The following is a 24,957-nucleotide window of genomic DNA, read 5'->3' as shown; positions in this document are numbered from 1 at the left end:
GCGGCCCGGTCGCCCGATGCCCGCACTCGCTCGTTATTTCCGCAACTTGGTTTTGGTTCGGGGCCAGGAATCGCGCAAAACCGGCTGGTGGCTGGCGCTGCTGCTGGCCGCCGGCACGACGCAGGCCATCGCCGCGACCCCGGCCAAGACGCCGCCTGGCGCGCTGGAACCGGTCATGGCCGGCGAATTCGCGTTGCAAAGCGGGCAATTGAACGAGGCCGCGCGTTGGTATCTGGAAGCCGCCCGGGTGTCCGGCGACGCCGGCCTGGCCGAACGCGCGGCCCGTATCGCCTTGCTGGCCAACGACGACAAGCGCGCCGCCGAGGCGCTGAGCCTGTGGCGCAAGCAAGCGCCGGATTCGCTGGCGATCCGCACCGCGGAGGCCACGCTGTCGCTACGCCGCGGCGACGCCAGGGCCGCCCGTAAACAGCTCGAAGGCCTGCTGCGCGATCCCGACAAGACCGCCTGGGCGCATGCCTTCGTCGCCTTGGGCACCGGCGGCAAGGATCCCAAGCTGGCCGCGCGCCTGCTGGGCGAGATGATCGATGACGACGCCATCCCCCAGCAATTGCAGGCCTGGCTGGCCTTCGGCGGCCTGGCGCAGCGCCTGGACGATGCGCCGCTGGCCGAACGCATCGTCGGCGAAGTGGTCAAGCGTTTCCCTGGCGAGCCGCGCGTGGCCTTGCTGCGCGCCAGCCAGCTGCGCGAGGCCGGCAAGAACGACGAGGCCAAGCAGGCGCTGGCCAAGCTGCTGCCGCAGGCCGAACGCGACCCCGATATCCGCCGCGCCATGGCCGCCGAATACGACCTGCTCGGCGATGCCGTCGCCGCGGCCGACGTGCTCGCGCGCGGACCGCAGGACGACCGCAGCTACGGCATGCGCGCTTCGTTGCTCGCCAAGTCGGACAACAACGCCGCATTGACCCAGCTCTACGACGAGTTGCGCAAGCAGGCCGCGCAGCCCAATCCGTCGCGGCGTTTGCTGCTCGGCCAGATCGCCGAGTTCCTGAAACGCTACGACGAGGCGCTGGAGTGGTATCGCGGCGTGCCGGGCGGCCAGGAGCGGTGGATCGCGCGGCTGCGCTCGGTCAACGTGCTGTACCAACTCAAGCGCGCGCCGGAAGCCTATGCCGAAGTGCGCAGGCTGCAGTCCGATTCCAGCGCCGACGAAGACGTGAGCCGGGACGCCTACCTGTTGGAAGCCGAACTGCGCACCAAGGACAAGGACGACGCCGGCGAACTCGACGTCTATGCGCGCGGCCTGGCCGCCTATCCCGACGACGGCGCATTGTTGTACGGCCGGGCGCTGGCTTGGGAGCGCCGCGACCGCATCGATCGCGCCGAAGCCGATCTGCGCAAGGTATTGGTCGCCGATCCCGAGAACGTGGCCGCGCTCAACGCGCTGGGTTACACGCTCGCCGACCGCACCACGCGCTACACCGAAGCGATGGAGCTGATCGACCGCGCGCGCGCCGCGGAACCGGGCAACGCCGCGATCATCGACAGCCACGGCTGGGTGCTGTACCGGCTGGGCCGCAACGAGGAGGCGCTGGTGCAACTGCGTCGCGCCTTCACGTTGCAGAAAGATCCGGAGATCGCCGCGCATATCGGCGAGGTGCTGTGGATGACGGGCAAGAAAGAAGAAGCGCGCAAGTATTTCGACGAAGCGCGCAAGCTCGATCCGGAAAACCGCTCGCTGCAGCGAGCGCTGTCGAAGACCGGGGCTTGATCGTGCCGACGGCTTTTGTGGGGGCAGCCTTTGTGGGAGCGGCTTCAACCGCGAGCTTTTCAAGGCTTGGGCGTCCTACCAAAGAGCTCGCGGCTGAAGCCGCTCCCACAAAGGCGCACCTACGAACCGCGTCGATAACGGTGGTCGCTTTGTTACTGGCGGCCTGCGTGCCGCAGACGGTGCGCTCGCCATTGCCGTCGCTCTCGCCGCAGGAAGTCGCAGTGGCGCAAACGCGACAAACCACACACGAAGCGGCCGTGCGCGCCGCACCGTCGTGGTCGCTGCAAGGCCGCGTCGCCGTATCCAACGGCCGCAACGGCGGCAGCGGCCGCATCGATTGGCGGCAGGATGCGGACCGCTACGAAGTCGCCCTGAGCGCGCCGATCACCCGGCAGAGCTGGCGACTTAGCGGCGACCGCGTCGCCGCGCAGTTGGAAGGCCTAGAAGGCGGCACCCGCAGCGGCGCGGATCCGCAACAACTGCTGCGCGAAGCGACCGGCTGGGAAATCCCGGTCGCGGCGCTGTCGTCCTGGGTCCGCGGCGCGCGTGCTGACGAAGCGGTCTTCGGCCCGGCGACGCTCGCTTTCGGCACGGACCTCCGGTTGGCCCGCATCGAACAGGGCGGTTGGACGATCGACTACGCCGCCTGGCAACCGACGTCCGAGGCCGCAGCGCTGCCGTTGCGGCTGAACGCCCAGCGCGGCGAGGCCAAGGTACGCCTGGTCGTCGACGGCTGGAATGGCGTCGAAACCCCATGAACGCCGCCGACTGGTCCGAGTGGCCGGCGCCGGCGAAGCTGAATCTGTTCCTGCGGATCACCGGCCGGCGCGCCGACGGCTATCACCAGCTGCAGACCGTATTCCGTCTCCTCGATTGGGGAGACACGGTCAAGCTGCGGGTCCGCGAGGACGGCCGGATCGTCCGCCACGGTCAGCCCGCTTACGCGGCAGGCGAGCATGAAGACCTCTCGGTCAGGGCGGCCTATCTACTGAAAGAAGCGGCCAAGGTCGCCCAAGGTGCCGACATCCTCGTCGAAAAACGAATCCCGGTCGGAGGTGGATTCGGCGGCGGATCGTCCGATGCCGCAACGGTGCTGGTCGCTCTGAACCGGCTTTGGGGCCTGAAATGGCCGGCCGACCGCTTGGCCGAACTGGGCCTGCGGCTGGGCGCGGACCTGCCGGTCTTCATTCACGGCGGCAATGCCTGGGCCGAAGGCGTGGGCGAAACGCTGACCCCGATCACGCTGCCGCCGGCCTGGTATCTGCTGGCCGACCCGGGCGTTCACGCGGCCACGGCCGAATTATTCCAAGCCCCTGAATTGACGCGCGATTCGCCGCCCGCGACAATATCGGACTTCGTTTCGGGTGTTCCGCTCGGCAATGCGTTCGAGCCGGTATTGCGCCGCCGCGAGCCGGCCGTCGAGGCCGCTTTCGCAGCCTTGGCGCGGATCGGCGAGCCGCGTTTGACCGGGTCGGGCAGCGGCTGCTTCGTTGAATTCGTCGATCGCGACTCGGCCGAGGCCGGACTGGCGGCATTGCCGCCGGGCCTGAACGGCTGGGTGGCGCAAGGCGCGACGGAATCGCCACTGCGCAGGGCGCTCGCAACCAGGTAACCGCAGGGGCGTCGCCAAGAGGCCCAAGGCACCAGGTTTTGATCCTGGCATTCGTAGGTTCGAATCCTACCGCCCCTGCCAATTTTGCGGGATTTGAGATTCGTGATTCGAGATTGGTGACGCGGACCATTGCTTACTAGTCCCTAATCACCAATCCCAAATCCCAACCACCGCAACGGTCAGAGCGAGCGGAGTAAACATGCAAGACGATCGCAATCTGCTGATCTTCAGCGGCAACGCCAACCGGCCGCTGGCCTTGTCGGTGTGCAAGGAGCTGGGGATCCGCTTGGGCAAGGCGCTGGTCGGGCGTTTTTCCGACGGCGAAGTGCAGATCGAGATCGAGGAGAACGTCCGCGGCCAGGACGTGTTCGTGATCCAGCCGACCAGCGCGCCGAGCGCGGAGAACCTGGTCGAACTGTTGGTGCTGGTGGATGCGCTCAAGCGCGCCTCGGCCAACAAGGTCACCGCGGTGGTGCCGTATTTCGGCTACGCCCGGCAGGACCGGCGGCCGCGTTCGGCGCGGGTGCCGATCACGGCCAAGGTCGCGGCGCAGATGTTCTCGACGGTGGGCACCGACCGGGTGCTGACCATCGATCTGCACGCGGAACAGATCCAAGGTTTCTTCGATATCCCGGTCGACAACGTGTACGGGTCGCCGCTGCTGCTCGCCGACGTCTGGCGCGCGCACGGCACCGACAACTTGATCGTGGTGTCGCCGGACGTGGGCGGTGTGGTGCGCGCACGGGCTATCGCCAAGCGCCTCGACGACGCCGACCTGGCGATCATCGACAAGCGCCGGCCGAAAGCCAACGTGGCCACGGTGATGAACATCATCGGCGACGTGGCGGGCAAGACCTGCGTGCTGGTCGACGACATCGTCGACACCGCGGGCACCTTGTGCGCGGCGGCGGCAGCGCTGAAGGCGCAGGGCGCGATCAAGGTGGTCGCGTACTGCACGCACCCGGTGCTGTCGGGCGCGGCGATCGACAACTTGAACGGTTCGGAGCTGGACGAGCTGGTCGTCACCGACACCATCCCGTTGTCGGAAGCGGCGCGCGGGTGCCGCAAGATCAGGCAGCTCAGCGTCGCCGAGCTGCTGGCGGAGACCATCCGTCGCATCTCGTTCGGCGAGTCGGTGAGTTCGCTGTACGTGGATTGAGGGCGGGGATTAGGAAATGGGGATTAGGGATTCGTAAAAGGCGGCGGACTCGCTCTTTCGAATCACCAATCCCGATTCCCGAATCCCGGGAACGCAAGCTCCCCTGGTCGCGGGGGAGTTTTCCAAATCGCTGCGAGGCGATCTAACGTTACGAAGAGAGAGTAAAAAAATGGCTACCGAACATAAAATCGCAGCTGCCGCGCGCGGCGACGAGGGCAAGGGTGCGAGCCGCCGCCTGCGTCGCGCCGGCCAGATCCCCGCCATCGTCTATGGCGCCCACGCCGATCCGCAGAGCATCCAGTTGGAGCACGAGAAGACCTGGATCGCCAGCCAGAACGAGTGGTTCTACTCGTCGATCCTGACCCTGGAAGTGGACGGCAAGGCCGAGCAGGTGCTGCTGCGCGATATGCAGCGCCACCCGTACAAGCAGATCATCATGCACATGGACTTCCAGCGCGTCAGCGCGAACGAAGCCATCCGCGTGGCGGTGCCGCTGCACTTCATCAACGAAGACAAGTCGCCGGCCGGCAAGGCCGCCGACGTCGCCGTGACGCACGAGCTGACCGAAGTGGAGATCAGCTGCCTGCCGAAGGACCTGCCGGAGTTCATCGAGATCGATCTGGCCGATCTGAAGGTCGGCGATACGATCCACTTGTCCGAAGTGAAGCTGCCGGCCGGCGTGGAAGTGCCCGAGCTCAAGCTCGGCGCCGACCACGACGTGGCGGTGGTGGTGGCTCGCTTCGTCAAGGAAGAAGTGGAAGAAGAAACCGCCGAAGGCGAGGCCTCCGCCGAAGTGCCGGCCGCCAAGGTTTCCGACGAGGAAGCCGAAGAGGGTGGCGACAAGGAGTGATCGTCGCGTCGCGGCGTTCCTCTTTGCGGGCTTGCGGGGGACCTGCCGAAAAGCAGGTCCCCCACTTCATTTCGGGATGACGGTTGAGAGATGGCTGGTTTGCGCCTGATCGTGGGCCTGGGCAATCCCGGGCCGGAGCACGCCCGGACGCGGCACAACGCCGGGTTCTGGTTTGTCGATGCGCTCGCCGAGAAAACCGGCGCGCGTTTTTCTGTGGAATCCAAACTGTTCGGCGAGACCGCCAAGGCGGAAATCGCAGGGCGATCGGTGTGGCTGCTCAAGCCCGCCACTTATATGAACCTCAGCGGCAAATCGATCGGCGCCGCGCTGCGTTTCTGGAAGATCGAGCCCGAAGAGTGCCTGGTGGCGCACGACGAGCTGGATCTGGCGCCGGGGATCGTCCGTTTGAAATTCGACGGCGGCCACGGCGGCCAGAACGGCGTGCGCGACACGATGGCCATGCTGGGCCACGGCAAGTTCCACCGTTTGCGGATCGGCATCGGCCATCCGGGCAACAAGGACAAAGTGACGCCGTGGCTGCTGAAGGGCGGCCCGGGCAAGGATGACGAGATTTTGATCGGGCGGGCGATCGACGCTGCGCTCGATGTTCTGCCGTTGGCGGTGAATGGCGATTTCAACGAAGCGATGAAACGCCTGCATACCACCAAGGAATAGCAATACAGGGCTGTCATCCCGAGCGTAGCGAGGGATCTGCTTGCACGTCGGCCGATACAGCCGATCCCTCGCTGCGCTCGGATGACGCTCTTGTGGGATTCCGCCCCACCGATTCATCAGACACGATCCACGTACCGGACCAAAAATAATGGGCATCAAATGCGGCATCGTCGGCCTGCCTAACGTCGGCAAATCGACCCTGTTCAACGCGCTGACCAAAGCGGGCATCGCCGCGGCCAATTTCCCGTTCTGCACGATCGAGCCGAACGTGGGCGTGGTGCCGGTGCCGGACATCCGCCTGAACGCGTTGTCGGAGATCGTCAAGCCGCAGAAGGTGATCCCGACCGCGGTCGAGTTCGTCGACATCGCAGGACTCGTCGCCGGCGCGGCCAGCGGCGAAGGCCTGGGCAACAAGTTCCTGGCCCACATCCGCGAAGTGGACGCGATCACGCACGTGGTGCGTTGCTTCGAGAACCCGGACGTCATCCACGTCAACAACAAGGTCGATCCGATCGCCGATATCGACACCATCGACACCGAATTGGCGCTGGCCGACCTGGAATCGGTGGACAAGGCGCTGCAGCGCGCCGAGCGCACCGCCAAGACCGGCGACAAGGACGCGAAGGCACGCGTCGAAGTGCTCGCGCGCGTGCGCGCCGGCTTGGATGCCGGCAAGCCCGCGCGCGCGCTGGGCCTGTCCGACGACGACATGGCGGCCGTGCGCGACCTGTTCCTGCTCACGCTCAAGCCGGTGATGTACGTGGCGAACGTGCTCGAGGACGGTTTCGAGAACAATCCGCACCTGGACGCCGTGCGCGCACGCGCGGCGGGCGAGGGCGCCGAAGTGGTGCCGGTGTCGGCCGCGATCGAAGAAGAACTCTCGCAGTTGGACGACGCCGACCGCGATGCGTTCCTGACCGATCTGGGTCTGGACGAACCCGGCTTGAACCGCGTGATCCGTGCGGCTTACAAACTGCTAGGCCTGCAGACCTATTTCACCGCCGGCGTGAAGGAGGTGCGCGCCTGGACGGTGAAGGCCGGCTCGACCGCGCCGCAGGCGGCCGGCGTGATCCACACCGATTTCGAGAAGGGCTTCATCCGCGCCGAAACGATCGGCTACGACGATTTCCTCAAATACAAAGGCGAATCCGGCGCCCGCGACGCCGGCCGCCTGCGTTTGGAAGGCAAGGAATACCGCGTGCAGGAAGGCGATGTGCTGCATTTCCGCTTCAACGTCTGATCGCGCCCGCTTTTGTAGAGCGGAGCTTGCTCCGCTGCCCTTTGCTTGGTAGGTGCGAATTCATTCGCGCGTACTTGGCGTCAAAAATGCGTGCGAATGAATTCGCACCTACAAAAGCGAAAGCTGGAAGCAAAAGCAGCGCAGCAAGCTACGCTCTACAAAGCATCGGGCGAAAAAAACCTCCCGTCGCCGGGAGGTTTCGAGGGCGGGACTACGTTTTAGAGCGCCTTTCCGCCGAACTTGTAGGTGAACTGCAGGTAATAGCTGCGCCCCAGCGTGTCGAACCACGACACGTCGTAATAGGGATACGCGGTATAGGTCTTGTCCCGCGGCGGCATCTTGTCGAACAGGTTGTCCACCGCTAGCGACAGCCGCATGTGGTCAGTGAACCGGTATTGCAAAGTCGCGTTGTAGCGGTACGTGGCGGCGATGTAGGGGCTGCCGGCCTCCGGGTCCTCGGGATCGAAGACGCCGTCGTAGGAATCGGAATTGGGCAGGCGACCCAGGCGTTCGCCGTGCAGGCTCGCGATCCAGGCGTTCTTCTCCCACGACAGCGTGGCGCTGGCCTTGGTGCGCGGGATGTCGAAGCCGCTGTTGACCGCGAATTCGTCTTCGATTACGTCGCCGTCGAACTGCTGGAACGTGTGCTCGCGCACCCAGGTGTAGTTGCCGGTGAAGCGGAAATCGCCGATCCGCGTCGGCAGCCGGAAATGCGTGCTGAAGTCGATGCCGTTGGTGCTTTCGCGGGCGATGTTGATCGGGTTGACGTAAATGCCGTACAGCCGGCCGTCGATGCGGGTCACGCGCGAAATCGCATCCTGGCAGGTCGGCGAATTCACGTCCACCGGCGTACCGTCCACGCGCGAACCGATCCGACAGTCCGCTTCGTCCCGTAGGATCGGGTCGTTGCTCATGTCCTGGACTTGCTTGCGCATGTCGATGTCGAAATAGTCCACCGACAAGTCGAAATTGTCGTTCGGCGACCACACCAGGCCCGCGGTCCAAGAAGTGCTGGTCTCGGGTTCGAGGTAGCGATTGCCGGAGCGGGTACGGATCAAGCCTTCGTCGCCCCAACTGCAATCCTCGAAGGTTTCGCCCGGTTCCTCGGTACGGCAACGGTAATAGTCGACGCCGGAGGTTTCATCGTTGCCGATGCCGGCGTAGAGATAGTGCAGGTCGGCGGCGCGGAATGCGGTGCCGTAGGAACCGCGCACCAGCAACGAATCCACCGGCCGCCATTCCAAGCCGGCGCTGTAGGTGAACTTGCCGACTTCGCGACCGGAGTAGCGGTATCGGTCGTAGCGCGCAGCGGTGCTGAGGTTCAGCGTCTCGAACAGTGGCATGCGCACCTCTCCGGCCGCGGCCCAGCGGTCGCGACTGCCTTTGCCGTTGGAGTCCTTCCAACTGTAGTAGTAGTACTCCAGCGCGCGCGGATCCGGATTGAGGTCGTAGGCCTGGTTGCCGATCTCCACCACGCCGGCAAAGCCCGCAGGCCCGGCCGGCATCTCGAACAGGCTGGTGTTGGTCACCGTGAACGACAGCGTGTCGGTGCGCGACCTCGGGTGATAGGTGGTGTAGTCGGCGATCGAGTCGTACTCGGCGCGGGTGAGCGGCGTGTACAGGCGGTTCGGATCGGCGTTGAAGATCGGCAGCTCGTAGGTGGGGTCCACGCCCAGTTGCGGGCCTAGAAACAAATTGTTGGCCGCCGCCGCGACGATCTGCGGCCAGCCGATCTCGGATTTGTATTGCGAATGGCTGAAAGCCGCTTCCCAGTCCCAGTCCTCGCCGAATACGCCCTTGAAACCGGTGACGACGCCGAACGTCTTTTGCTTGTTGCGGATCATGCCTTGGTCCAGGCCGCCCATTTCCTCGGGCGAAAACTGGCGCTGCCAGTATTCGACGCGGTTCGTGGCCTGGTTGAAGAAATAGCCTTCCTCGTTGCCGTCGGGGGCCATGTAGCTCCAACTGCGCACGTCGGTGAACAGTTCGACTTCGTGGTAGCCCAGCTGCACTTCGGCGAACCACTCGGTGTCGCCGTCGAAGGCGTAGCTCATCGAGCCGTAAGCGTTGGCGCCGCGGCGCTTGCTGATGATCGTCCCGTAGCCGATGGATTCGTCGCTGCCGCAGAAGCGGCCGGGCGGATAGTCGTCGGCGATGGGGTCGTAGCGTCCCCAGTTCGGCCGGCTGGCCCGGTAGGTCGATCCCTTGTTGAGATAGGCCAGCGCATCGCAGGTGGCTTGGCCGGGGTCGACGTAGTATTCGTTGTCGCCGTCGTCCGGATCCCACGCCGTCTGCAGGAATGCGCGGCGCGATGCCGCACCCGGATCGGGCGAGTCTTTCGTCGAATCCTGCAGACTGCGCTCGTACGCCCACAGCGGTTTCTGGTCGAGCAATTCGACGCCGTACACCGCGTTGAAAGCGCCGCGCGAAAAGCCCGACGACAGGCTCAGCTTGATCGATTCGCCGCCCCCGCGTTCGGTGTCGCCATAGCGCAAGTCGACGGTGGTGCCGTCGGCGTAATCCTTGAGGATGAAGTTCACGACGCCGGAAATCGCATCCGAACCGTAGACCGCCGACGCGCTGCCGGTCAGCACCTCGATGCGGTCGACCATGCCCAGCGGAATGTTGGAGATGTCGGTGAAGTTGCTGCGGCCCTTGAACGGCATCGGAAAGTCGGCGATGCGGCGGCCGTTGACCAAGACCAGCGTATGGTTGGGACCCAGGCCGCGCAGGTCGACCTGCTCCGCGCCTGGCGAAAAATCGCCGCCGCTGAAGGATTGCTGGCTCTGGGTCTCGCCGCCGTTCTGGGTCATCGCCCGCAGCACGTCGGGAACGCTGGTGAATCCGCTGGCCTGGATGTCCGCGGAAGTGACGACGGTCACCGGCGCCGGCCCTTCGACTTGCGCGCGCGGAATGCGCGAGCCGGTCACTTGCACCGTTTCCAGCGTAGTCGTCTGCTGCGCGGCGGCATCGGCCGAAGCGCCGCCGGAAGCGGCGGGCGCGGCGGTAGCGGGGCGCGGCGTCGCGGCGGCTTCGCTTTTCACGATCACCACCGCGCCCGACGCATCGCGCCGCGCGGCATAACCGCTGCCGCGCAACAAGCGGTCGAGCGCTTCGTCGGACGAGCGCGCGCCCTGCACGCCCTGCGTGCGCAGGCCTTTCAGTTGATCGGCGCGATAGACGAATTGCGCGCCCGATTGCTTGGCCAGCGAATCCAGCGCAGTCACCAGATCGCCGGGAGGGATGTCGATCCGCGCGGGACCGCCGGTCTGGGCCTGCGCGGCCAGGGCGGCCGAACAGGCCAATGCGAGCAGCAAGACACGGAACGAACGCACCATCGGGTTCCCCTCCCCATCGGCGCACGGAACGGCGCCGTATGACTGTGGGGACGAACGAGTCCGGAAAATCCCCCGCCCGAATGCGATCGGCGTCACTGACTGCGCAAGACGATGCGGTCGTCCCGGTATTCGGCCCGGACCGGGAAACCCTGCTCCAGGAGCCGCACGAACACATCCACGTTCGACCAGCGGAAGTTGCCGCCCACCCGCATCGCTGCGGTCTCGGCGTCGCCGATCACGATCTTGCGGGCGTTGTAGCGGTTGAATTCGGCCGCGGCGTCGGCCAGCGGAGTGTCGTGGAAAGCCAGGAAGCCGCTGCGCCAATTGAGCTGCTGCTCGGCCTCCTCCACCGAACCCGAACGCACCAGCACGCCGTTGCGGCTGGCCAGCGCCACGCTGCCGGCAGGCAGCAGGGTGGTGGGTTGCGGATGTTGGTCCGGGGCGGAATCGGTTTCCAAACGCACCGTGCCTTCGGTGACCACCACGCGCAGGTTCGCCGCGTCGCGACGAACGGCGTAATGCGTACCGACGGCGACGGCGCGGCGTGCGCCTGCGGCGACTACGAACGGCCGGCCGGGATCTTTGGCGACATCGAAGAACGCTTCGCCTTGCTGCAGATCGATGCGGCGCTCGCTGCGCGACATCGATACCAGGATGCGGCTGTCGCTGCTCAGCGTGGCGCGCGAACCGTCGGCCAGCGGTATCAGGCGCAGTTCGCCGAGTCCGGATTGATAGGAGGTCTGCTCGACTGCGGTGAGGTGATGCCAGAGCCCTACCGACGAAACGGCGAGCACCAATGCGGCAGCCGCACCGAAATAACGCCCCATCCGCCCGCTTCGTCGTGGCGTGCGAGACGCAGAGAGTGCCGATGCGGCGCGCGTCGTCTCACTCGCCGGTTCGCGTGAGCCCAGGAACGGCGATGGCGCCCACTGTCCGCGCTCAGGCAGCGTGCCGGCCGGCAACCCCGCGCCGAGCGCTTTCAGCCGGTCGCTCTGCTGCCATGCGCTTTCCAATCGCAGGAAGGCGACGCGGTGCGCGGTCGAAGCCGACAGCCAAGCCTCCAGACGCGCCTGGTCGCGCTCGGACCAACGTCCGCCGTCGCGCTGCGCCAGCCAGGCCGCGGCGGTGCGTTCAATCTGCCTGCTGCTGCTCATGGTCCGTTTCCCGTTCGGCGTCCGCTGCCTGTCGCGAACGACCGGCTCGCGCCGAGTCCCCGCCGTAAAAATGCTCGGCGATCATGCGAACGCCTTTTGCGACGTGTTTCTCCACAGTCTTCTCTGTAATGCCCAGGCGCGCTGCGACTTCTTTTTGCGGCAGTTCTTCCACGCGCCGAAGCCAGACCACCTCCCGGCACCGGTCCGGAAGCCGGTCGAAGGCTTCGGCCAGTTGCCTGAGCACCTGCCGCGCGCCCAGGCGGCGTTCCGGCGAGATCTCGTCTATCAAGACGTTCATCGACTCGAAATCACCCACTGTCTCGATCGACACCACCCGACCGCGCCGCAGCCGGTCGGTCATCAGGTGCCGCGCGGTGGCGAACAGGAACGACTTGGGCATCGCCGGCCGCGCCTTGCCGGCCGCTTCGTAGATGCGCACGTAAACTTCCTGGCGCAGATCGTGGATATCGTCGCGCTGCGGCCAGCAGCGCCGCAGATAAAGCACCAGCGAATCCTCGTGGACGAGGATTTCGCGGGCGAACCAGGCGTCGAGCGACTCGTTCATGGCGCGACCTTACCCGATCGCGGCCGGGTAAGAAGCCGCCGCGAAAATAAATTCCCGCAACGCGCGCGGGGATGGGGGATGGCGCGCTTACGTTCGTCTCAGGCTCCATGGGCCGTGCGAAAACGCGCGGGGGAGAAACAGGCATGGGTTTGCGTTGGCATACATCGGTCGTCCGCATCGTGCTGTGCCTGGCGCTGTTCTGCTGCGCAGCCGCACTGGCTGCGCCCAAGGCCGGCGGCAAGGGCTACCGCTATTTCGAGATCGGCGACGTGCAGGCGCCCAGGCCCGGCGCGACCCAGGCCGGCATGATGCTGGTCGGCGGCGGCGATTGGCCCTACGACGCTTTCCGCTGGATGATCGCGCGCGCCGGCCACGGCCGCATCGTGATCCTGCGCGCCTCGGGCTCGACCGAGGCGCAGGACGAATTCTTCAAGGACATCGGCGGCATCACCGCGGCGCAGACGCTGGTCTTCAGCCACCGCCGCGCCGCCAGCGACCCGAAAGTGCTGGAGATCGTGCGCAACGCGGACGGCATCTTCCTGGCCGGCGGCGACCAGTCCAACTACGTGAATTATTGGAAGGGCACGCCGCTCAACAAGCTGCTCGACGAGCACGTCCGCGCCGGCAAGCCGATCGGCGGCACCAGCGCCGGGCTGGCCATCCTGGGGGCCTGGTCGTACGGCGCGATGGACGGCGGCAGCGTGGTGTCGGAAACCGCACTGAAAAATCCGATGAGTTCGGAAGTCACCCTGGTCGGCGATTTCCTGCACATGCCTTACCTGGAGAACGTGATCACCGACAGCCACTTCGGCAAGCGCGAGCGGTTGGGCCGGTTGATCGCGTTCGTCGCCCGGCTGTCGAAGGAGCAGGGCAGGTCCGACCTGGCCGGCATAGGCGTGGACGAGTACACCGCGCTGTGCATCGACGATGCCGGCACGGGGCGGGTATTCACTGGCAATGGCGGCTATGCCTGGCTGGTGAGGCCGCAGCGGCAGGCCGATGAGTTCGGTGCGGGGCCGCTGACGTTCCGTGCGGTGCCGGTGGTCGGCCTCGGCACTGAGAGCTTGCTTCGGCTGCCGGATTTCCAGGTAGAAAAACCAGCATTTTCAAAAGTTTATGACGTGATGGGCGGGCGGCTCTCGGTTGCCGTAGCTACCCACTGACCATGTATCTAGCTTTATAAGCCGTCATTCCCGCGAAGGCGGGAATCCAGTGACTTACTCGTTCCGTCATCCCAGCGAAAGCTGGGACCCATTTTGCTTTTCATGCTTAATAAGCCCAAATCAAAATCAACATGGGTCCCAGCTTTCGCTGGGATGACGGTGCAAGGGTTCGTTGCAGCCCCCGTTACCGACCGCCTTCCGGAGCTCGAAAATGATCCGAATCCTGCGTTCCTGCCTCGTCCTGCTGCTATGTTCGGCCCCGATGGCCTACGCCGCCGATGCGCCCAAACCCCTGTTGATCATCCACGGCGGCGCCGGCGTGGAGCGCAAGGGCATGACCCCGGATGACGAAAAAGCAGCCCGGGCCGCACTGGAGCTGGCCTTGCGCCGCGGCCATGCTGCGCTGGCGGCCGGCAAGCCCGCCCTGGAGGCGGTGATCGCAGCGATCACGACCCTGGAGGACGACCCGAATTTCAATGCCGGCAAGGGTGCGGTCTTCAACCACGACGGCAAGAACGAGCTGGATGCATCGCTGATGGACGGCGCCACCCTGAACGCCGGTGCCGTGGCCGGGGTGCACCGGGTCAAGAACCCGATCCTGCTGGCGCGGGCCGTGATGGAGCGCTCCAAGCACGTGATGATGGTCGGCGACGGCGCCGAGAGTTTCGCCAAGGAGCAGGGCATCGAGCTGGTCGATCCGTCCTACTTCCGCACCGAAAAACGCTGGCAGCAGCTCCAGCGGGCGCTTAAAGAGGAGGCCGCCGGCCAGGCGAATGCCGACCTGGAGACCGCCAAACACTTCGGCACCGTCGGCGCGGCGGCCCTGGACGCCCAGGGCCATCTGGCTGCCGGCACCTCCACCGGCGGCATGACCAACAAGCGTTACGGCCGGGTCGGCGATTCCCCGATCATCGGTGCCGGCACCTACGCCAACGCCAGCTGCGCCGTCTCCGGCACCGGCTGGGGCGAGTTCTATATCCGCACGGCCGCTGCCCACGACATTTGCGCCCGGGTGGCCTACCTGAAGGAGACCCCGGCCCAGGCCGGCGAGGCGGTCATCGACCAGGCCATACCCAAGATGGGCGGCGACGGCGGTGCGATCGTACTGGGCGCGGACGGCAGCGCGGCCTTTCCGTTCAATACCGAGGGGATGTTCCGGGGCTGGATCGGCGCCGACGGCGTGCCGCACGTGGCCATTTACTCGGACGATGCCCTGCCCATGCCAGGCAAAGCGGGCAAGTAGTCATTCGATCCTGCCGTAAACGCTCTTGTGGGAGGGGCTTCAGCCCCGACTGTCGGGGCTGAAGCCCCTCCCACACAGAGCCGGCCAGCCGCCGCCCTGAACAGAATCTCCGCCCAGGCCGGGTCCGCACCCGGCCCGGCTCGATTTTTGTTAGCGCGGCGTTGACAGAAAAACGCCCTGGCGTCAAAATCGCGGGCTGTTTCACGGCTTTATGGAACGACCGGAGGGATACCCAAGCGGCCAACGGGGGCAGACTGTAAATCTGCTGGCTTACGCCTTCGGTGGTTCGAATCCACCTCCCTCCACCAGTTTCATGCGGCAAAAGGTTCTCCCGGTGCGGGAGTAGTTCAATGGTAGAACATCAGTTTTCCAAACTGATTACGAGGGTTCGATTCCCTTCTCCCGCTCCACCCCTACATTGATAAACCCGCACCGCGCCACAAGATACAACGCTCACGTAGCTCAGTCGGTAGAGCACCTCCTTGGTAAGGAGGAGGTCGATGGTTCGATTCCATTCGTGAGCACCATTCCAGCAGTACGTCCAACACGCCTTCCACCAATTCAAAGTCAGCGAGAAAGTCATGGCCAAGGGTAAATTCGAGCGCACCAAGCCCCACGTGAACGTGGGCACGATCGGACACGTGGATCACGGCAAGACGACGCTGACGGCGGCGCTGACCAAGATCGGCGCGGAGCGTTTCGGCGGCGAGTTCAAGGCGTACGACCAGATCGACGCGGCGCCGGAAGAGAAGGCGCGTGGGATCACGATCTCCACGGCGCACGTGGAATACGAAAGCCCGAACCGCCACTACGCGCACGTGGACTGCCCCGGCCACGCCGACTACGTGAAGAACATGATCACCGGTGCGGCGCAGATGGACGGCGCGATCCTGGTGTGCTCGGCCGCCGACGGCCCGATGCCGCAGACGCGCGAGCACATCCTGCTGGCCCGCCAGGTGGGCGTGCCGTACATCGTAGTGTTCCTGAACAAGGCCGACATGGTGGACGACGCCGAGCTGCTGGAGCTGGTGGAGATGGAAGTGCGCGAACTTCTGTCCAAGTACGAATTCCCCGGCGACGACACCCCGATCATCAAGGGTTCGGCGCTCAAGGCGCTGGAAGGCGACCAGAGCGAGATCGGCGTGCCGGCGATCCTGAAGCTGGTGGAAGCGCTGGACAGCTACATCCCCGAGCCCGAGCGTGCGATCGACCGTCCGTTCCTGATGCCGGTGGAAGACGTGTTCTCGATCTCCGGCCGCGGCACGGTGGTGACCGGGCGTATCGAGCGCGGCATCATCAAGGTGGGCGACGAAATCGAGATCGTGGGCATCCGCCCGACCCAGAAGACCACGGTGACCGGCGTGGAGATGTTCCGCAAGCTGCTGGACCAGGGCCAGGCGGGCGACAACGCGGGCCTGCTGTTGCGCGGCACCAAGCGCGACGAGGTCGAGCGCGGCCAGGTGCTGGCCAAGCCGGGCAGCATCACCCCGCACACCGACTTCGAGGCCGAGGTGTACGTGCTGAGCAAGGACGAAGGCGGCCGTCACACGCCGTTCTTCAAGGGCTACCGGCCGCAGTTCTACTTCCGCACGACCGACATCACCGGTGCGGTGACGTTGCCGGAAGGCGTGGAGATGGTGATGCCGGGCGACAACATCAAAATGGTGGTGAGCCTGATCAACCCGGTGGCGATGGACGAGGGCCTGCGCTTCGCGATCCGCGAAGGCGGCCGCACGGTCGGCGCCGGCGTGGTGGCCAAGATCGTCAAATAAGCCGATCGGCTGGCGCGTAATGCGCCGCCGGAACGCGCGAACGGCGGGCCGCGATGCGGTCCGCCTTCGCCGTTTGAAGGAAACCGCAGAATTTACGGAATACGCCAGTAGCTCAATTGGCAGAGCAGCGGTCTCCAAAACCGCAGGTTGGGGGTTCGAGTCCCTCCTGGCGTGCCATCCGAAACAGAGTAACGAGACGAAGTGAACAGCAGAGTCGAACAATCCAAAGCCGGCACTTCAGCGGGCGACATCCTGAAGTACGCGCTGGCCGCGTTGCTGGTCGCCGGCGGCGTGTTCGCGTTCTACTGGTTCGCCCAGTGGCCGACGGCGTTGCGCATCCTGGCCGTGGTTGGCGGGCTGGTGCTGGGCAGCGTGGCGTTCCTGACGTCGCGCAAGGGCGCGCAGACGATCGAGTTCCTGTCCGAGTCGCGCTTCGAACTGCGCAAGGTGGTCTGGCCGACGCGCCAGGAAGCCATGCGCACGACCTGGGTGGTGATTGCTGTGGTGATCGTGGTGAGCCTGATGCTGGCGGCTTTCGACGTGGTCATCCAATTCGCGGTCAAGTGGCTGCTGGGTCGTTGATGGAGATGGAAATGCAGACCGCCGAAGAAAACAACAACCGCCGCTGGTACGTGGTCCACGCCTATTCCGGCTTCGAGAAGTCGGTGGCGCAGGCACTGCGCGACCGCATCGCGCGCACCGGCATGCAGGACAAGTTCGGCGACGTGCTGGTGCCGACCGAGGAAGTGGTGGAGATGCGCTCCGGCCAGAAGCGCCGTTCCGAGCGCAAGTTCTTCCCCGGCTATGTGCTGGTGCAGATCGCGACCCATGAGGAAGCCGGCATTCCGCGCATCGATAGCGAAAGCTGGCACCTGATCAAGGAAACGCCGAAGGTGATGGGCTTCATCGGCGGCACCGCCGACCGTCCGCTGCCGATTCGCGACGACGAGGCCAACGCGATCCTGCAGCGCGTGCAGGACGGCGTCGAAAAGCCGCGTCCGAAGGTGCTGTTCGAACCGGGCGAAATGGTGCGCGTCACCGACGGCCCGTTCAACGACTTCAACGGCGTGGTCGAGGAAGTCAATTACGAGAAGAGCAGGGTCCGCGTGGCGGTCCTGATCTTCGGTCGATCCACCCCGGTCGAGCTGGAGTTCGGCCAGGTCGAGAAGGCCTAAACGCTTCAAGCCTTTTGTAGGAGCGGCTTTAGCCGCGAGCTTTCAAGACATTGTCGAACCTGGCAAGAGCTCGCGGCTAAAGCCGCTCCTACAAAAAGCGGAAACAGGGATTCGCGGGTGCGAGTGGTTCGCACCGGCATCAACGCGAGGAGCCCGCTGTCGAAAGACAAAAGGCGCTTGCACTCGCAGGAGTAGAGAGAAATGGCAAAGAAAGTAGTCGGTTACATCAAACTGCAGGTCAAGGCCGGGCAGGCGAATCCGTCGCCGCCGGTCGGTCCCGCCCTGGGCCAGCGCGGCCTGAACATCATGGAATTCTGCAAGGCGTTCAACGCCGCCACCTCCAAGCTGGAGCCGGGTCTGCCGACGCCGGTGATCATCACCGCGTACTCGGACCGCACCTTCACCTTCATCACCAAGTCGACCCCGGCTTCGGTGCTGCTGAAGAAGGCCGCGGGCATCCAGTCCGGCTCCAAGCGTCCGAACACCGAGAAGGTGGGCAAGGTCACCCGTAAGCAGCTCGAAGACATCGCCAAGGCGAAAGAAGCCGATCTGACCGCGGCCGATCTGGACGCGGCGGTGAAGACGATCGCGGGCTCGGCCCGTTCCATGGGTCTTGTGGTGGAGGGCTGATCATGACGACGACCAAGCGAATCAAGGCGCAAACCGCCATCGAGCCGGGTAAGGCTTATCCGATCGACGAAGCGATCAAGATCGTCCGCGACAACAGCAAGGTGAAGTTCGTCGAGTCCGTCGACGTCGCCGTGCGTTTGGGCGTGGACGCGAAGAAATCCGACCAGCAGGTGCGCGGTTCGACCGTGCTGCCCGAAGGCACCGGCAAGACCGTGCGCGTAGCCGTGTTCGCACCTCCGGGCGCGAAGGCCGACGAAGCGCTGGCAGCCGGCGCCGAAGCGGTCGGCATGGACGATCTGGCCGAGAAGATGCAGGCCGGCGATCTGAATTACGACGTGGTCATCGCCACGCCGGATGCGATGCGCGTGGTCGGCAAGCTCGGCCAGGTGCTCGGTCCGCGCGGCCTGATGCCGAACCCGAAGGTGGGCACCGTTTCGCCGAACCCGGCCGAAGCGGTGAAGAACGCCAAGGGCGGCCAGGTGCGTTATCGCACCGACAAGGCCGGCATCATCCACTGCACCATCGGCAAGGCCGATTTCGACGCCGACAAGCTGAAGAGCAATCTGCAGGCGCTGCTGGCCGACCTGATCAAGGCCAAGCCGTCCAGCGCCAAGGGCACCTACCTGCAGAAGATCTCGCTGAGCTCGACCATGGGCCCGGGCGTGATCGTCGACCAGTCTTCTTTGGCTTTGAAGTAATGCTTTAGTTCCTTCTCCCGCTTGCGGGAGAAGGCTGGGGTGAGGGGCGAGCGCAGCGAGTTACCGTTTACGCGCCCTCACCCCGACCCTCTTCCGCAAGCGGGAGAGGGGGATTCGTTTTGAGGGCACCGCGAGGGATCAAACCCGAAACGGAGCCGTCAAAGACCGCAGGCGCGGTCAGCGCACCACGACGACGGGCACGGATGCTCGATTGGCAAGGAATCGCCGTCGCGGAAAGCGGGATCGCTTAATCAAACTCGCGAAAGCGAGCGACAGCCTGCGCAGATGGTTGCCGACCCTCCAGTGATTTTCGTGTTTGTTTCAGATCTGGAAACGGCCAACCGCAAAGGACGTCGGCTTCATAGGCGTCCCGGCATCGAAGGACCGATGCCGCCCAGGACCATCCCGGTTCGGAACCGGTGATGGCGTTCAGGAGTTCCGACGACAACGCATCGTCGCCGGAATCATCGAGGTAATGCAATGGCTCTAAATCTGACCCAGAAGCAGGAAGTCGTTGCCGAACTGGCCGAGGTCGCCGGCAAGGCGCACTCGCTGGTCGCCGCGGAATACGCGGGTCTTACGGTCGAGCAGCTGACCAACCTTCGCAAGAAGGCGCGTCAGGAAGGCGTTTTCTTGAAAGTAGCCAAGAACACGCTGGTTTCGCGCGCAGTGGAGAACACCGATTACGCCGTCGTCAAAGACGCGCTGACCGGGCCTCTGCTGTACGCCTTCTCGAAGGAAGATCCCGGCGCCGCCGGACGTCTGATCAAAGAGTTCGCGAAAGCGAACGACAAGCTGAAGCCGCGCCTGGTGTCGTTGGGCGGGCAGATGTACCCGGGCTCCCATGTGGATGTCCTGGCGTCGCTGCCGACCCGCGATCAAGCGCTGTCGATGCTGCTCAGCGTCATGGTGCAGCCCGCCACCATGCTGGTCCGCTTGCTCAGCGAACCGGCCTCGCAGATCGCCCGCGTCACCAACGCGGTCGGTCAGCAGAAGGCGGCTTGAGGCCATCAGTTCGGTAAACCGATTTTCGAATCAATCAGTCGTTTCCAAATCTTAGATAACAGAGGTAAATACAATGTCCCTTTCCAACGAGCAGATCATCGAAGCGATCAGCAGCAAGACCCTCGTCGAGGTGATGGAGCTGGTCAAGGCGATGGAAGAGAAGTTCGGCGTGTCCGCCGCCGCTCCGGTGGCCGTCGCCGCTGGTCCGGCCGCCGCCGCTGCCGCCCCGGCCGAAGAGCAGACCGAGTTCACGGTCTCCCTGAAGTCCGCCGGCGAGAAGAAGGTCGAAGTCATCAAGGTGGTTCGCGCGATCACCGGCCTGGGCCTGAAAGAAGCCAAGGACCTGACCGAAGCCGGTGGCGTGGTCAAGGAAGCCGTGTCGAAGGACGACGCTGCCAAGTTCAAGAAGGACCTGGAAGCGGCCGGCGCCACGGTCGAAGTCAAGTAAGCGTTGTTGCGTCGCCAGCGGTAATGGCGGCCAGCCGAGGCTGGGGGCGAAAGCCCCTGGCCTTCGGTCGTTCCAGTAAGACCCGGGATTAGGGAGTAGGGATTCGGGATTCGTAGAGCAAACAGCGAAAAGCGCTTCTACGAATCCCGAATCCCGAATCCCCAATCCCACACCCCGAGTCGTCAGTTGGAAATAGCGGGAGAAGGCGTGCTGGTGCCGGCAATACCAGCGATTTCCAACTGACGGTTTTTCGTTCCCCCGGGCCGCGGACGCGCGGTCCACCCAAGAGCCTTCGCGTAGGGCTCTTGCGACACAAATGAGGCGCTAGCTCCCCATGACGACTTATTCATTCACCGAAAAGAAGCGCATCCGCAAGGATTTCGGCAAGCGCGGCTCGATCCTCGAAGTGCCGTTCCTGCTCGCCATCCAGGTCGATTCCTATCGTGAATTCCTGCAGGAAAACGTCGATCCCGCCAAGCGCGAGGACCGCGGCCTGCACGCCGCCCTGAAATCCGTCTTCCCGATCACCAGCTATAACGGCTACGCATCGCTCGAATACGTCGGCTACAAGCTCGGCGAGCCGGCGTTCGACGAGCGCGAGTGCCGCAACCGCGGCCTCAGCTACGGCGCACCGCTGCGCGTCACCGTGCGCCTGGTGATCTACGACCGCGAGTCGTCGAGCAAGGCCATCAAATACGTGAAGGAGCAGGAAGTCTACATGGGCGAAATTCCGCTCATGACCGACAACGGCACCTTCATCGTCAATGGCACCGAGCGCGTCATCGTCTCGCAGCTGCACCGTTCGCCTGGCGTGTTCTTCGACCACGACCGCGGCAAGACGCACAGCTCGGGCAAGCTGCTGTACAGCGCCCGCATCATTCCTTACCGCGGCTCCTGGCTGGACTTCGAGTTCGACCCGAAGGACGCGCTGTTCACCCGTATCGACCGCCGCCGCAAGCTGCCGGTCTCGGTGCTGCTGCGCGGTCTGGGCTACTCCAACGAGGAGATGCTCAACGAGTTCTTCGAGATCAATACCTTCCACATCCTGCCCGAAGGCGTGGAGCTGGAACTGGTGGCCGAGCGCCTGCGCGGCGAAACTCTCGAATTCGATCTGGCCGACGGCGATAAGGTCATCGTCGAAGCCGGCAAGCGCATCACCGCGCGCCATGTGAAGCAGCTCGAGCAGTCGGGCATCGCTGCGCTGGCCGTGCCGGACGCTTATCTGGTCGGCCGCATCCTGTCGCACGACGTGGTCGACGCGGCCACCGGCGAACTGCTGGCCTCCGCCAACGACGAGATCAACGAAGAGCACCTGGCCAAGTTCCGCAAGGCCGAGGTGCCCGCGGTCGGCACGATCTGGGTCAACGACCTGGACCGTGGCGCTTATTTGTCCAACACGCTGCGCATCGACGGCACCAAGACCCAGCTCGAAGCGCTGGTCGAGATCTATCGCATGATGCGTCCGGGCGAGCCGCCCACCAAGGACGCCGCGCAGAACCTGTTCCACAACCTGTTCTTCACCTTCGAGCGCTACGACCTGTCGGCCGTGGGCCGGATGAAGTTCAACCGCCGCATCGGCCGCAAGGAAGTCACCGGCGCCTCGGTGCTGTACGACCGCAAGTACTTCGGCGAGCGCAACGACGACGAGAGCAAGCGCCTGGTCGGCGAGTACGGCGACACGTCCGACATCCTGGACGTGATCAAGGTGCTGACCGAGATCCGCAACGGCCGCGGCACGGTCGACGACATCGACCACCTCGGCAACCGCCGCGTGCGTTCGGTCGGCGAAATGGCCGAGAACGTGTTCCGCGTGGGCCTGGTCCGCGTCGAGCGCGCCGTGAAGGAGCGCCTGACCATGGCCGAGGCCGATGGCCTGACGCCGCAGGACCTGATCAACGCCAAGCCCGTTGCCGCCGCGATCAAGGAATTCTTCGGCTCCTCGCAGCTGTCGCAGTTCATGGACCAGAACAACCCGCTGTCGGAAGTCACGCACAAGCGTCGCGTCTCGGCCCTGGGCCCGGGCGGCCTGACCCGCGAGCGCGCAGGCTTCGAAGTGCGCGACGTGCATCCGACCCATTACGGCCGCGTCTGCACCATCGAGACGCCTGAAGGCCCGAACATCGGCCTGATCAACTCTCTGGCCGTGTTCGCGCGCACCAATGGCTACGGCTTCCTCGAGACGCCGTACCGCAAGGTCGTCAACAGCCGCGTCACCGACGATATCGAATACCTGTCGGCGATCGAGGAGAACGAGTACGTCATCGCGCAGGCCAACGCGGCGCAGGACGACAAGGGCAATCTGACCGCCCAGTTCGTCGACTGCCGCTACCAGGGCGAGTCGTTGCTCAAGCCGCCGGCCGAGATCCACTTCATGGACGTCTCGCCGATGCAGACCGTGTCGGTCGCAGCGGCGCTCGTGCCGTTCCTGGAGCACGACGACGCGAACCGCGCGCTGATGGGCGCCAACATGCAGCGCCAGGCCGTGCCGACGCTGCGCAGCCAGAAGCCGCTGGTCGGCACCGGCATCGAGCGCGCCGTGGCGCGCGACTCGGGCGTGACGGTGAACGCGCGCCGCGGCGGCGTGATCGAGCAGATCGACGCCGGCCGCATCGTGGTCAAGGTTAACGAGAACGAGATCTCCGGCGATACCGATGCCGGCGTCGACATCTACACCTTGATCAAGTACACGCGCTCCAACCAGAACACCTGCATCAACCAGACTCCGCTGGTGAACGTGGGCGACAAGGTCGCGCGCGGCGACGTGCTGGCCGACGGTCCTTCGACCGATATCGGCGAACTGGCCCTGGGCCAGAACATGCTGGTCGCGTTCATGCCGTGGAACGGCTACAACTTCGAAGACTCGATCCTGCTCTCCGAGCGCGTGGTCGAAGAGGATCGCTACACCACGATCCACATCGAAGAGCTGACCTGCGTCGCCCGCGACACCAAGCTGGGTCCGGAAGAAATCTCCGCGGACATTCCGAACGTCTCCGAGCAGGCGCTGAACCGCCTGGACGAGTCGGGCGTGGTGTACATCGGCGCCGAAGTGCGCGCCGGCGACATCATGGTCGGCAAGGTCACGCCGAAGGGCGAGTCGCAGCTGACCCCGGAAGAGAAGCTGCTGCGCGCGATCTTCGGCGAGAAGGCCTCCGACGTTAAGGACAGCTCGCTGCGCGTGCCCCCGGGCATGGACGGCACCGTCATCGACGTGCAGGTCTTCACCCGCGATGGCATCGAGAAGGACAAGCGCGCGCGCCAGATCGAGGAAAACGAGATCAAGCGCGTCAAGAAGGACTTCGACGACCAGTTCCGCATCCTGGAATCGGCGATCTACGCCCGTCTGCGCTCGCAGATCATCGGCAAGATCGCCAACGGCGGTCCGGGCCTGAAGAAGGGCGACACGGTCAGCTCGCTGGTGCTCGACGGCTTGAAGAAGTCCGACTGGTTCCAGATCCGCATGAAGGACGACGACGCGATCGATGCGATCGAACGCGCCCAGAAGCAGATCGATGCGCACGAGAAGGAATTCGAAAAGCGCTTCGCCGACAAGCGCGGCAAGATCACCCAGGGCGACGACCTCGCTCCGGGCGTGCTGAAGATGGTCAAGGTGTTCCTGGCCGTCAAGCGCCGCATCCAGCCGGGCGACAAGATGGCCGGCCGCCATGGCAACAAGGGTGTCGTGTCGACGATCGTGCCGGTCGAGGACATGCCGTACATGGCCGACGGCCAGACGGTGGATATCGTGCTCAATCCGCTCGGCGTGCCGAGCCGAATGAACATTGGCCAGATCCTCGAGACGCATCTGGGCTGGGCCGCGAAGGGCCTGGGCCAGAAGATCCAGCGGATGATGGAAGCGCAGGCCAAGGTCGCCGAGCTGCGCGCCTTCCTCGACCAGATCTACAACCACGACGAGAAGCTGCACGGCCAACGCGTCGACCTGACCAAGTTCACCGACCAGGAACTGCTGGCGCTGGCGGGCAACCTGCGCGATGGCGTGCCGATGGCGACGCCGGTGTTCGACGGTGCGCACGAGGGCGAGATCAAAGCGATGCTCGAACTCGCGGATCTGCCGACCAGCGGCCAGACCGTGCTGCACGACGGCCGCACCGGCGAAGCGTTCGAACGTCCGGTGACCGTCGGCTACATGCACATGCTGAAGCTGAACCACCTGGTCGACGACAAGATGCACGCCCGTTCGACCGGTCCGTACTCGCTCGTCACCCAGCAGCCGCTGGGCGGCAAGGCGCAGTTCGGCGGCCAGCGTTTCGGCGAAATGGAAGTCTGGGCGCTGGAAGCCTACGGCGCGGCCTACACCTTGCAGGAAATGCTGACGGTGAAGTCCGACGACGTGCAGGGACGCAACCAGATGTACAAGAACATCGTCGACGGCGAGTACGAGATGGTGGCCGGCATGCCGGAGTCCTTCAACGTCCTAGTGAAGGAAATCCGTTCGCTCGGCATCAACATGGAGTTGGAAGAGCACTGAGTACGGGAAACCGAA

General features: G+C 64.8%; 20 protein-coding genes and 5 tRNA genes. 22 read left to right on the top strand and 3 right to left on the bottom strand.

Annotation, left to right across the window (positions count from 1 at the left end):
- Positions 1-16 precede the first annotated feature (16 nt).
- From M2650_RS07100 to ychF, 8 genes are all read left to right on the top strand, one after another.
- On the top strand, positions 17-1,729 hold the full coding sequence (locus tag M2650_RS07100) for a tetratricopeptide repeat protein (protein WP_249472818.1): 1,713 nt from the start codon (positions 17-19) through the stop codon (positions 1,727-1,729).
- A 140-nt stretch (positions 1,730-1,869) separates the two neighbouring features.
- On the top strand, positions 1,870-2,487 hold the full coding sequence (gene lolB, locus M2650_RS07095) for a lipoprotein insertase outer membrane protein LolB (RefSeq protein WP_249472816.1): 618 nt from the start codon (positions 1,870-1,872) through the stop codon (positions 2,485-2,487).
- Entirely contained in the window at positions 2,484-3,341 is an 858-nt protein-coding gene (gene ispE, locus M2650_RS07090) for a 4-(cytidine 5'-diphospho)-2-C-methyl-D-erythritol kinase (RefSeq protein WP_249472814.1), read from the top strand. Before lolB ends, ispE begins: the two co-directional genes overlap by 4 nt.
- Before the next feature lie 4 nt (positions 3,342-3,345).
- Positions 3,346-3,422, top strand: a tRNA-Gln gene (locus M2650_RS07085).
- Positions 3,423-3,540: 118 nt separating this feature from the next.
- On the top strand, positions 3,541-4,500 hold the full coding sequence (locus M2650_RS07080) for a ribose-phosphate diphosphokinase (protein WP_249472812.1): 960 nt from the start codon (positions 3,541-3,543) through the stop codon (positions 4,498-4,500).
- 169 nt (positions 4,501-4,669) lie between these two features.
- Entirely contained in the window at positions 4,670-5,350 is a 681-nt protein-coding gene (locus tag M2650_RS07075; protein ID WP_249472810.1) for a 50S ribosomal protein L25/general stress protein Ctc, read from the top strand.
- Between the two features lie 90 nt (positions 5,351-5,440).
- The gene (pth, locus tag M2650_RS07070) at positions 5,441-6,025 is read left to right on the top strand and encodes an aminoacyl-tRNA hydrolase (protein ID WP_249472808.1); all 585 of its coding nucleotides are present in this window, start codon (positions 5,441-5,443) and stop codon (positions 6,023-6,025) included.
- A 148-nt stretch (positions 6,026-6,173) separates the two neighbouring features.
- Entirely contained in the window at positions 6,174-7,265 is a 1,092-nt protein-coding gene (gene ychF / locus M2650_RS07065; RefSeq protein WP_249472805.1) for a redox-regulated ATPase YchF, read from the top strand.
- 218 nt (positions 7,266-7,483) lie between these two features.
- Here ychF and M2650_RS07060 read toward each other — a convergent pair whose 3' ends face one another.
- From M2650_RS07060 to M2650_RS07050, 3 genes are all read right to left on the bottom strand, one after another.
- Positions 7,484-10,603, bottom strand: coding sequence for a TonB-dependent receptor (locus M2650_RS07060; protein WP_249472803.1), 3,120 nt, complete (start codon positions 10,601-10,603; stop codon positions 7,484-7,486).
- A 92-nt stretch (positions 10,604-10,695) separates the two neighbouring features.
- On the bottom strand, positions 10,696-11,757 hold the full coding sequence (locus tag M2650_RS07055) for a FecR family protein (protein ID WP_249472801.1): 1,062 nt from the start codon (positions 11,755-11,757) through the stop codon (positions 10,696-10,698).
- On the bottom strand, positions 11,735-12,322 hold the full coding sequence (locus M2650_RS07050; protein ID WP_249472799.1) for an RNA polymerase sigma factor: 588 nt from the start codon (positions 12,320-12,322) through the stop codon (positions 11,735-11,737). The genes M2650_RS07055 and M2650_RS07050 overlap by 23 nt, the downstream gene beginning before the upstream one ends.
- Positions 12,323-12,465: 143 nt before the next feature.
- On the opposite strand from M2650_RS07050, the gene M2650_RS07045 reads away from it, so the two are divergent.
- The 14 genes from M2650_RS07045 to rpoB all read left to right on the top strand — a co-directional run bounded on the left by M2650_RS07045 (position 12,466) and on the right by rpoB (position 24,942).
- Positions 12,466-13,485, top strand: coding sequence for a cyanophycinase (locus tag M2650_RS07045; RefSeq protein WP_249472797.1), 1,020 nt, complete (start codon positions 12,466-12,468; stop codon positions 13,483-13,485).
- A gap of 211 nt (positions 13,486-13,696) precedes the next feature.
- Entirely contained in the window at positions 13,697-14,728 is a 1,032-nt protein-coding gene (locus tag M2650_RS07040) for an isoaspartyl peptidase/L-asparaginase family protein (RefSeq protein ID WP_425602508.1), read from the top strand.
- 222 nt (positions 14,729-14,950) lie between these two features.
- A tRNA-Tyr gene (locus M2650_RS07035) sits at positions 14,951-15,036 on the top strand.
- 28 nt (positions 15,037-15,064) lie between these two features.
- A tRNA-Gly gene (locus M2650_RS07030) sits at positions 15,065-15,138 on the top strand.
- A 41-nt stretch (positions 15,139-15,179) separates the two neighbouring features.
- A tRNA-Thr gene (locus tag M2650_RS07025) sits at positions 15,180-15,255 on the top strand.
- 54 nt (positions 15,256-15,309) lie between these two features.
- The gene (tuf, locus tag M2650_RS07020) at positions 15,310-16,500 is read left to right on the top strand and encodes an elongation factor Tu (protein WP_249472795.1); all 1,191 of its coding nucleotides are present in this window, start codon (positions 15,310-15,312) and stop codon (positions 16,498-16,500) included.
- A 101-nt stretch (positions 16,501-16,601) separates the two neighbouring features.
- Positions 16,602-16,677, top strand: a tRNA-Trp gene (locus M2650_RS07015).
- Between the two features lie 24 nt (positions 16,678-16,701).
- Complete coding sequence (secE, locus tag M2650_RS07010) at positions 16,702-17,082, top strand: preprotein translocase subunit SecE (RefSeq protein WP_249472793.1); 381 nt, start codon at positions 16,702-16,704, stop codon at positions 17,080-17,082.
- A gap of 11 nt (positions 17,083-17,093) precedes the next feature.
- On the top strand, positions 17,094-17,675 hold the full coding sequence (gene nusG / locus M2650_RS07005) for a transcription termination/antitermination protein NusG (protein ID WP_249472791.1): 582 nt from the start codon (positions 17,094-17,096) through the stop codon (positions 17,673-17,675).
- A gap of 201 nt (positions 17,676-17,876) precedes the next feature.
- A complete protein-coding gene (gene rplK / locus M2650_RS07000; RefSeq protein ID WP_249472789.1) occupies positions 17,877-18,305 on the top strand; it encodes a 50S ribosomal protein L11 in 429 nt (142 codons plus the stop codon).
- A gap of 2 nt (positions 18,306-18,307) precedes the next feature.
- Complete coding sequence (gene rplA / locus M2650_RS06995) at positions 18,308-19,003, top strand: 50S ribosomal protein L1 (protein ID WP_249472787.1); 696 nt, start codon at positions 18,308-18,310, stop codon at positions 19,001-19,003.
- A 480-nt stretch (positions 19,004-19,483) separates the two neighbouring features.
- The gene (rplJ, locus tag M2650_RS06990; RefSeq protein ID WP_249472786.1) at positions 19,484-20,008 is read left to right on the top strand and encodes a 50S ribosomal protein L10; all 525 of its coding nucleotides are present in this window, start codon (positions 19,484-19,486) and stop codon (positions 20,006-20,008) included.
- 73 nt (positions 20,009-20,081) lie between these two features.
- The gene (gene rplL, locus M2650_RS06985) at positions 20,082-20,456 is read left to right on the top strand and encodes a 50S ribosomal protein L7/L12 (protein ID WP_249472784.1); all 375 of its coding nucleotides are present in this window, start codon (positions 20,082-20,084) and stop codon (positions 20,454-20,456) included.
- Positions 20,457-20,790: 334 nt separating this feature from the next.
- A complete protein-coding gene (rpoB, locus tag M2650_RS06980; protein ID WP_249472782.1) occupies positions 20,791-24,942 on the top strand; it encodes a DNA-directed RNA polymerase subunit beta in 4,152 nt (1,383 codons plus the stop codon).
- Positions 24,943-24,957: the final 15 nt, after the last annotated feature.

It is taken from the genome of Luteimonas galliterrae (assembly GCF_023374055.1).
Lineage (GTDB): Bacteria > Pseudomonadota > Gammaproteobacteria > Xanthomonadales > Xanthomonadaceae > Luteimonas_C > Luteimonas_C galliterrae.
Note: the sequence above shows the minus strand (reverse complement) of the source record. Positions and strands in the feature narration are given on the sequence as shown.

What these genes read in the sequence shown, in the direction of transcription:
- M2650_RS07100 (WP_249472818.1), top strand. Translation starts at nt 17, where the DNA reads ATGCCCGCACTCGCTCGTTATTTCCGCAACTTGGTTTTGGTTCGGGGC.
- ispE (WP_249472814.1), top strand. Translation starts at nt 2,484, where the DNA reads ATGAACGCCGCCGACTGGTCCGAGTGGCCGGCGCCGGCGAAGCTGAAT.
- M2650_RS07080 (WP_249472812.1), top strand. Translation starts at nt 3,541, where the DNA reads ATGCAAGACGATCGCAATCTGCTGATCTTCAGCGGCAACGCCAACCGG.
- M2650_RS07075 (WP_249472810.1), top strand. Translation starts at nt 4,670, where the DNA reads ATGGCTACCGAACATAAAATCGCAGCTGCCGCGCGCGGCGACGAGGGC.
- pth (WP_249472808.1), top strand. Translation starts at nt 5,441, where the DNA reads ATGGCTGGTTTGCGCCTGATCGTGGGCCTGGGCAATCCCGGGCCGGAG.
- ychF (WP_249472805.1), top strand. Translation starts at nt 6,174, where the DNA reads ATGGGCATCAAATGCGGCATCGTCGGCCTGCCTAACGTCGGCAAATCG.
- M2650_RS07060 (WP_249472803.1), bottom strand. Translation starts at nt 10,603, where the DNA reads ATGGTGCGTTCGTTCCGTGTCTTGCTGCTCGCATTGGCCTGTTCGGCC.
- M2650_RS07055 (WP_249472801.1), bottom strand. Translation starts at nt 11,757, where the DNA reads ATGAGCAGCAGCAGGCAGATTGAACGCACCGCCGCGGCCTGGCTGGCG.
- M2650_RS07050 (WP_249472799.1), bottom strand. Translation starts at nt 12,322, where the DNA reads ATGAACGAGTCGCTCGACGCCTGGTTCGCCCGCGAAATCCTCGTCCAC.
- M2650_RS07045 (WP_249472797.1), top strand. Translation starts at nt 12,466, where the DNA reads ATGGGTTTGCGTTGGCATACATCGGTCGTCCGCATCGTGCTGTGCCTG.
- M2650_RS07040 (WP_425602508.1), top strand. Translation starts at nt 13,697, where the DNA reads ATGATCCGAATCCTGCGTTCCTGCCTCGTCCTGCTGCTATGTTCGGCC.
- tuf (WP_249472795.1), top strand. Translation starts at nt 15,310, where the DNA reads ATGGCCAAGGGTAAATTCGAGCGCACCAAGCCCCACGTGAACGTGGGC.
- nusG (WP_249472791.1), top strand. Translation starts at nt 17,094, where the DNA reads ATGCAGACCGCCGAAGAAAACAACAACCGCCGCTGGTACGTGGTCCAC.
- rplK (WP_249472789.1), top strand. Translation starts at nt 17,877, where the DNA reads ATGGCAAAGAAAGTAGTCGGTTACATCAAACTGCAGGTCAAGGCCGGG.
- rplA (WP_249472787.1), top strand. Translation starts at nt 18,308, where the DNA reads ATGACGACGACCAAGCGAATCAAGGCGCAAACCGCCATCGAGCCGGGT.
- rplJ (WP_249472786.1), top strand. Translation starts at nt 19,484, where the DNA reads ATGGCTCTAAATCTGACCCAGAAGCAGGAAGTCGTTGCCGAACTGGCC.
- rplL (WP_249472784.1), top strand. Translation starts at nt 20,082, where the DNA reads ATGTCCCTTTCCAACGAGCAGATCATCGAAGCGATCAGCAGCAAGACC.
- rpoB (WP_249472782.1), top strand. Translation starts at nt 20,791, where the DNA reads ATGACGACTTATTCATTCACCGAAAAGAAGCGCATCCGCAAGGATTTC.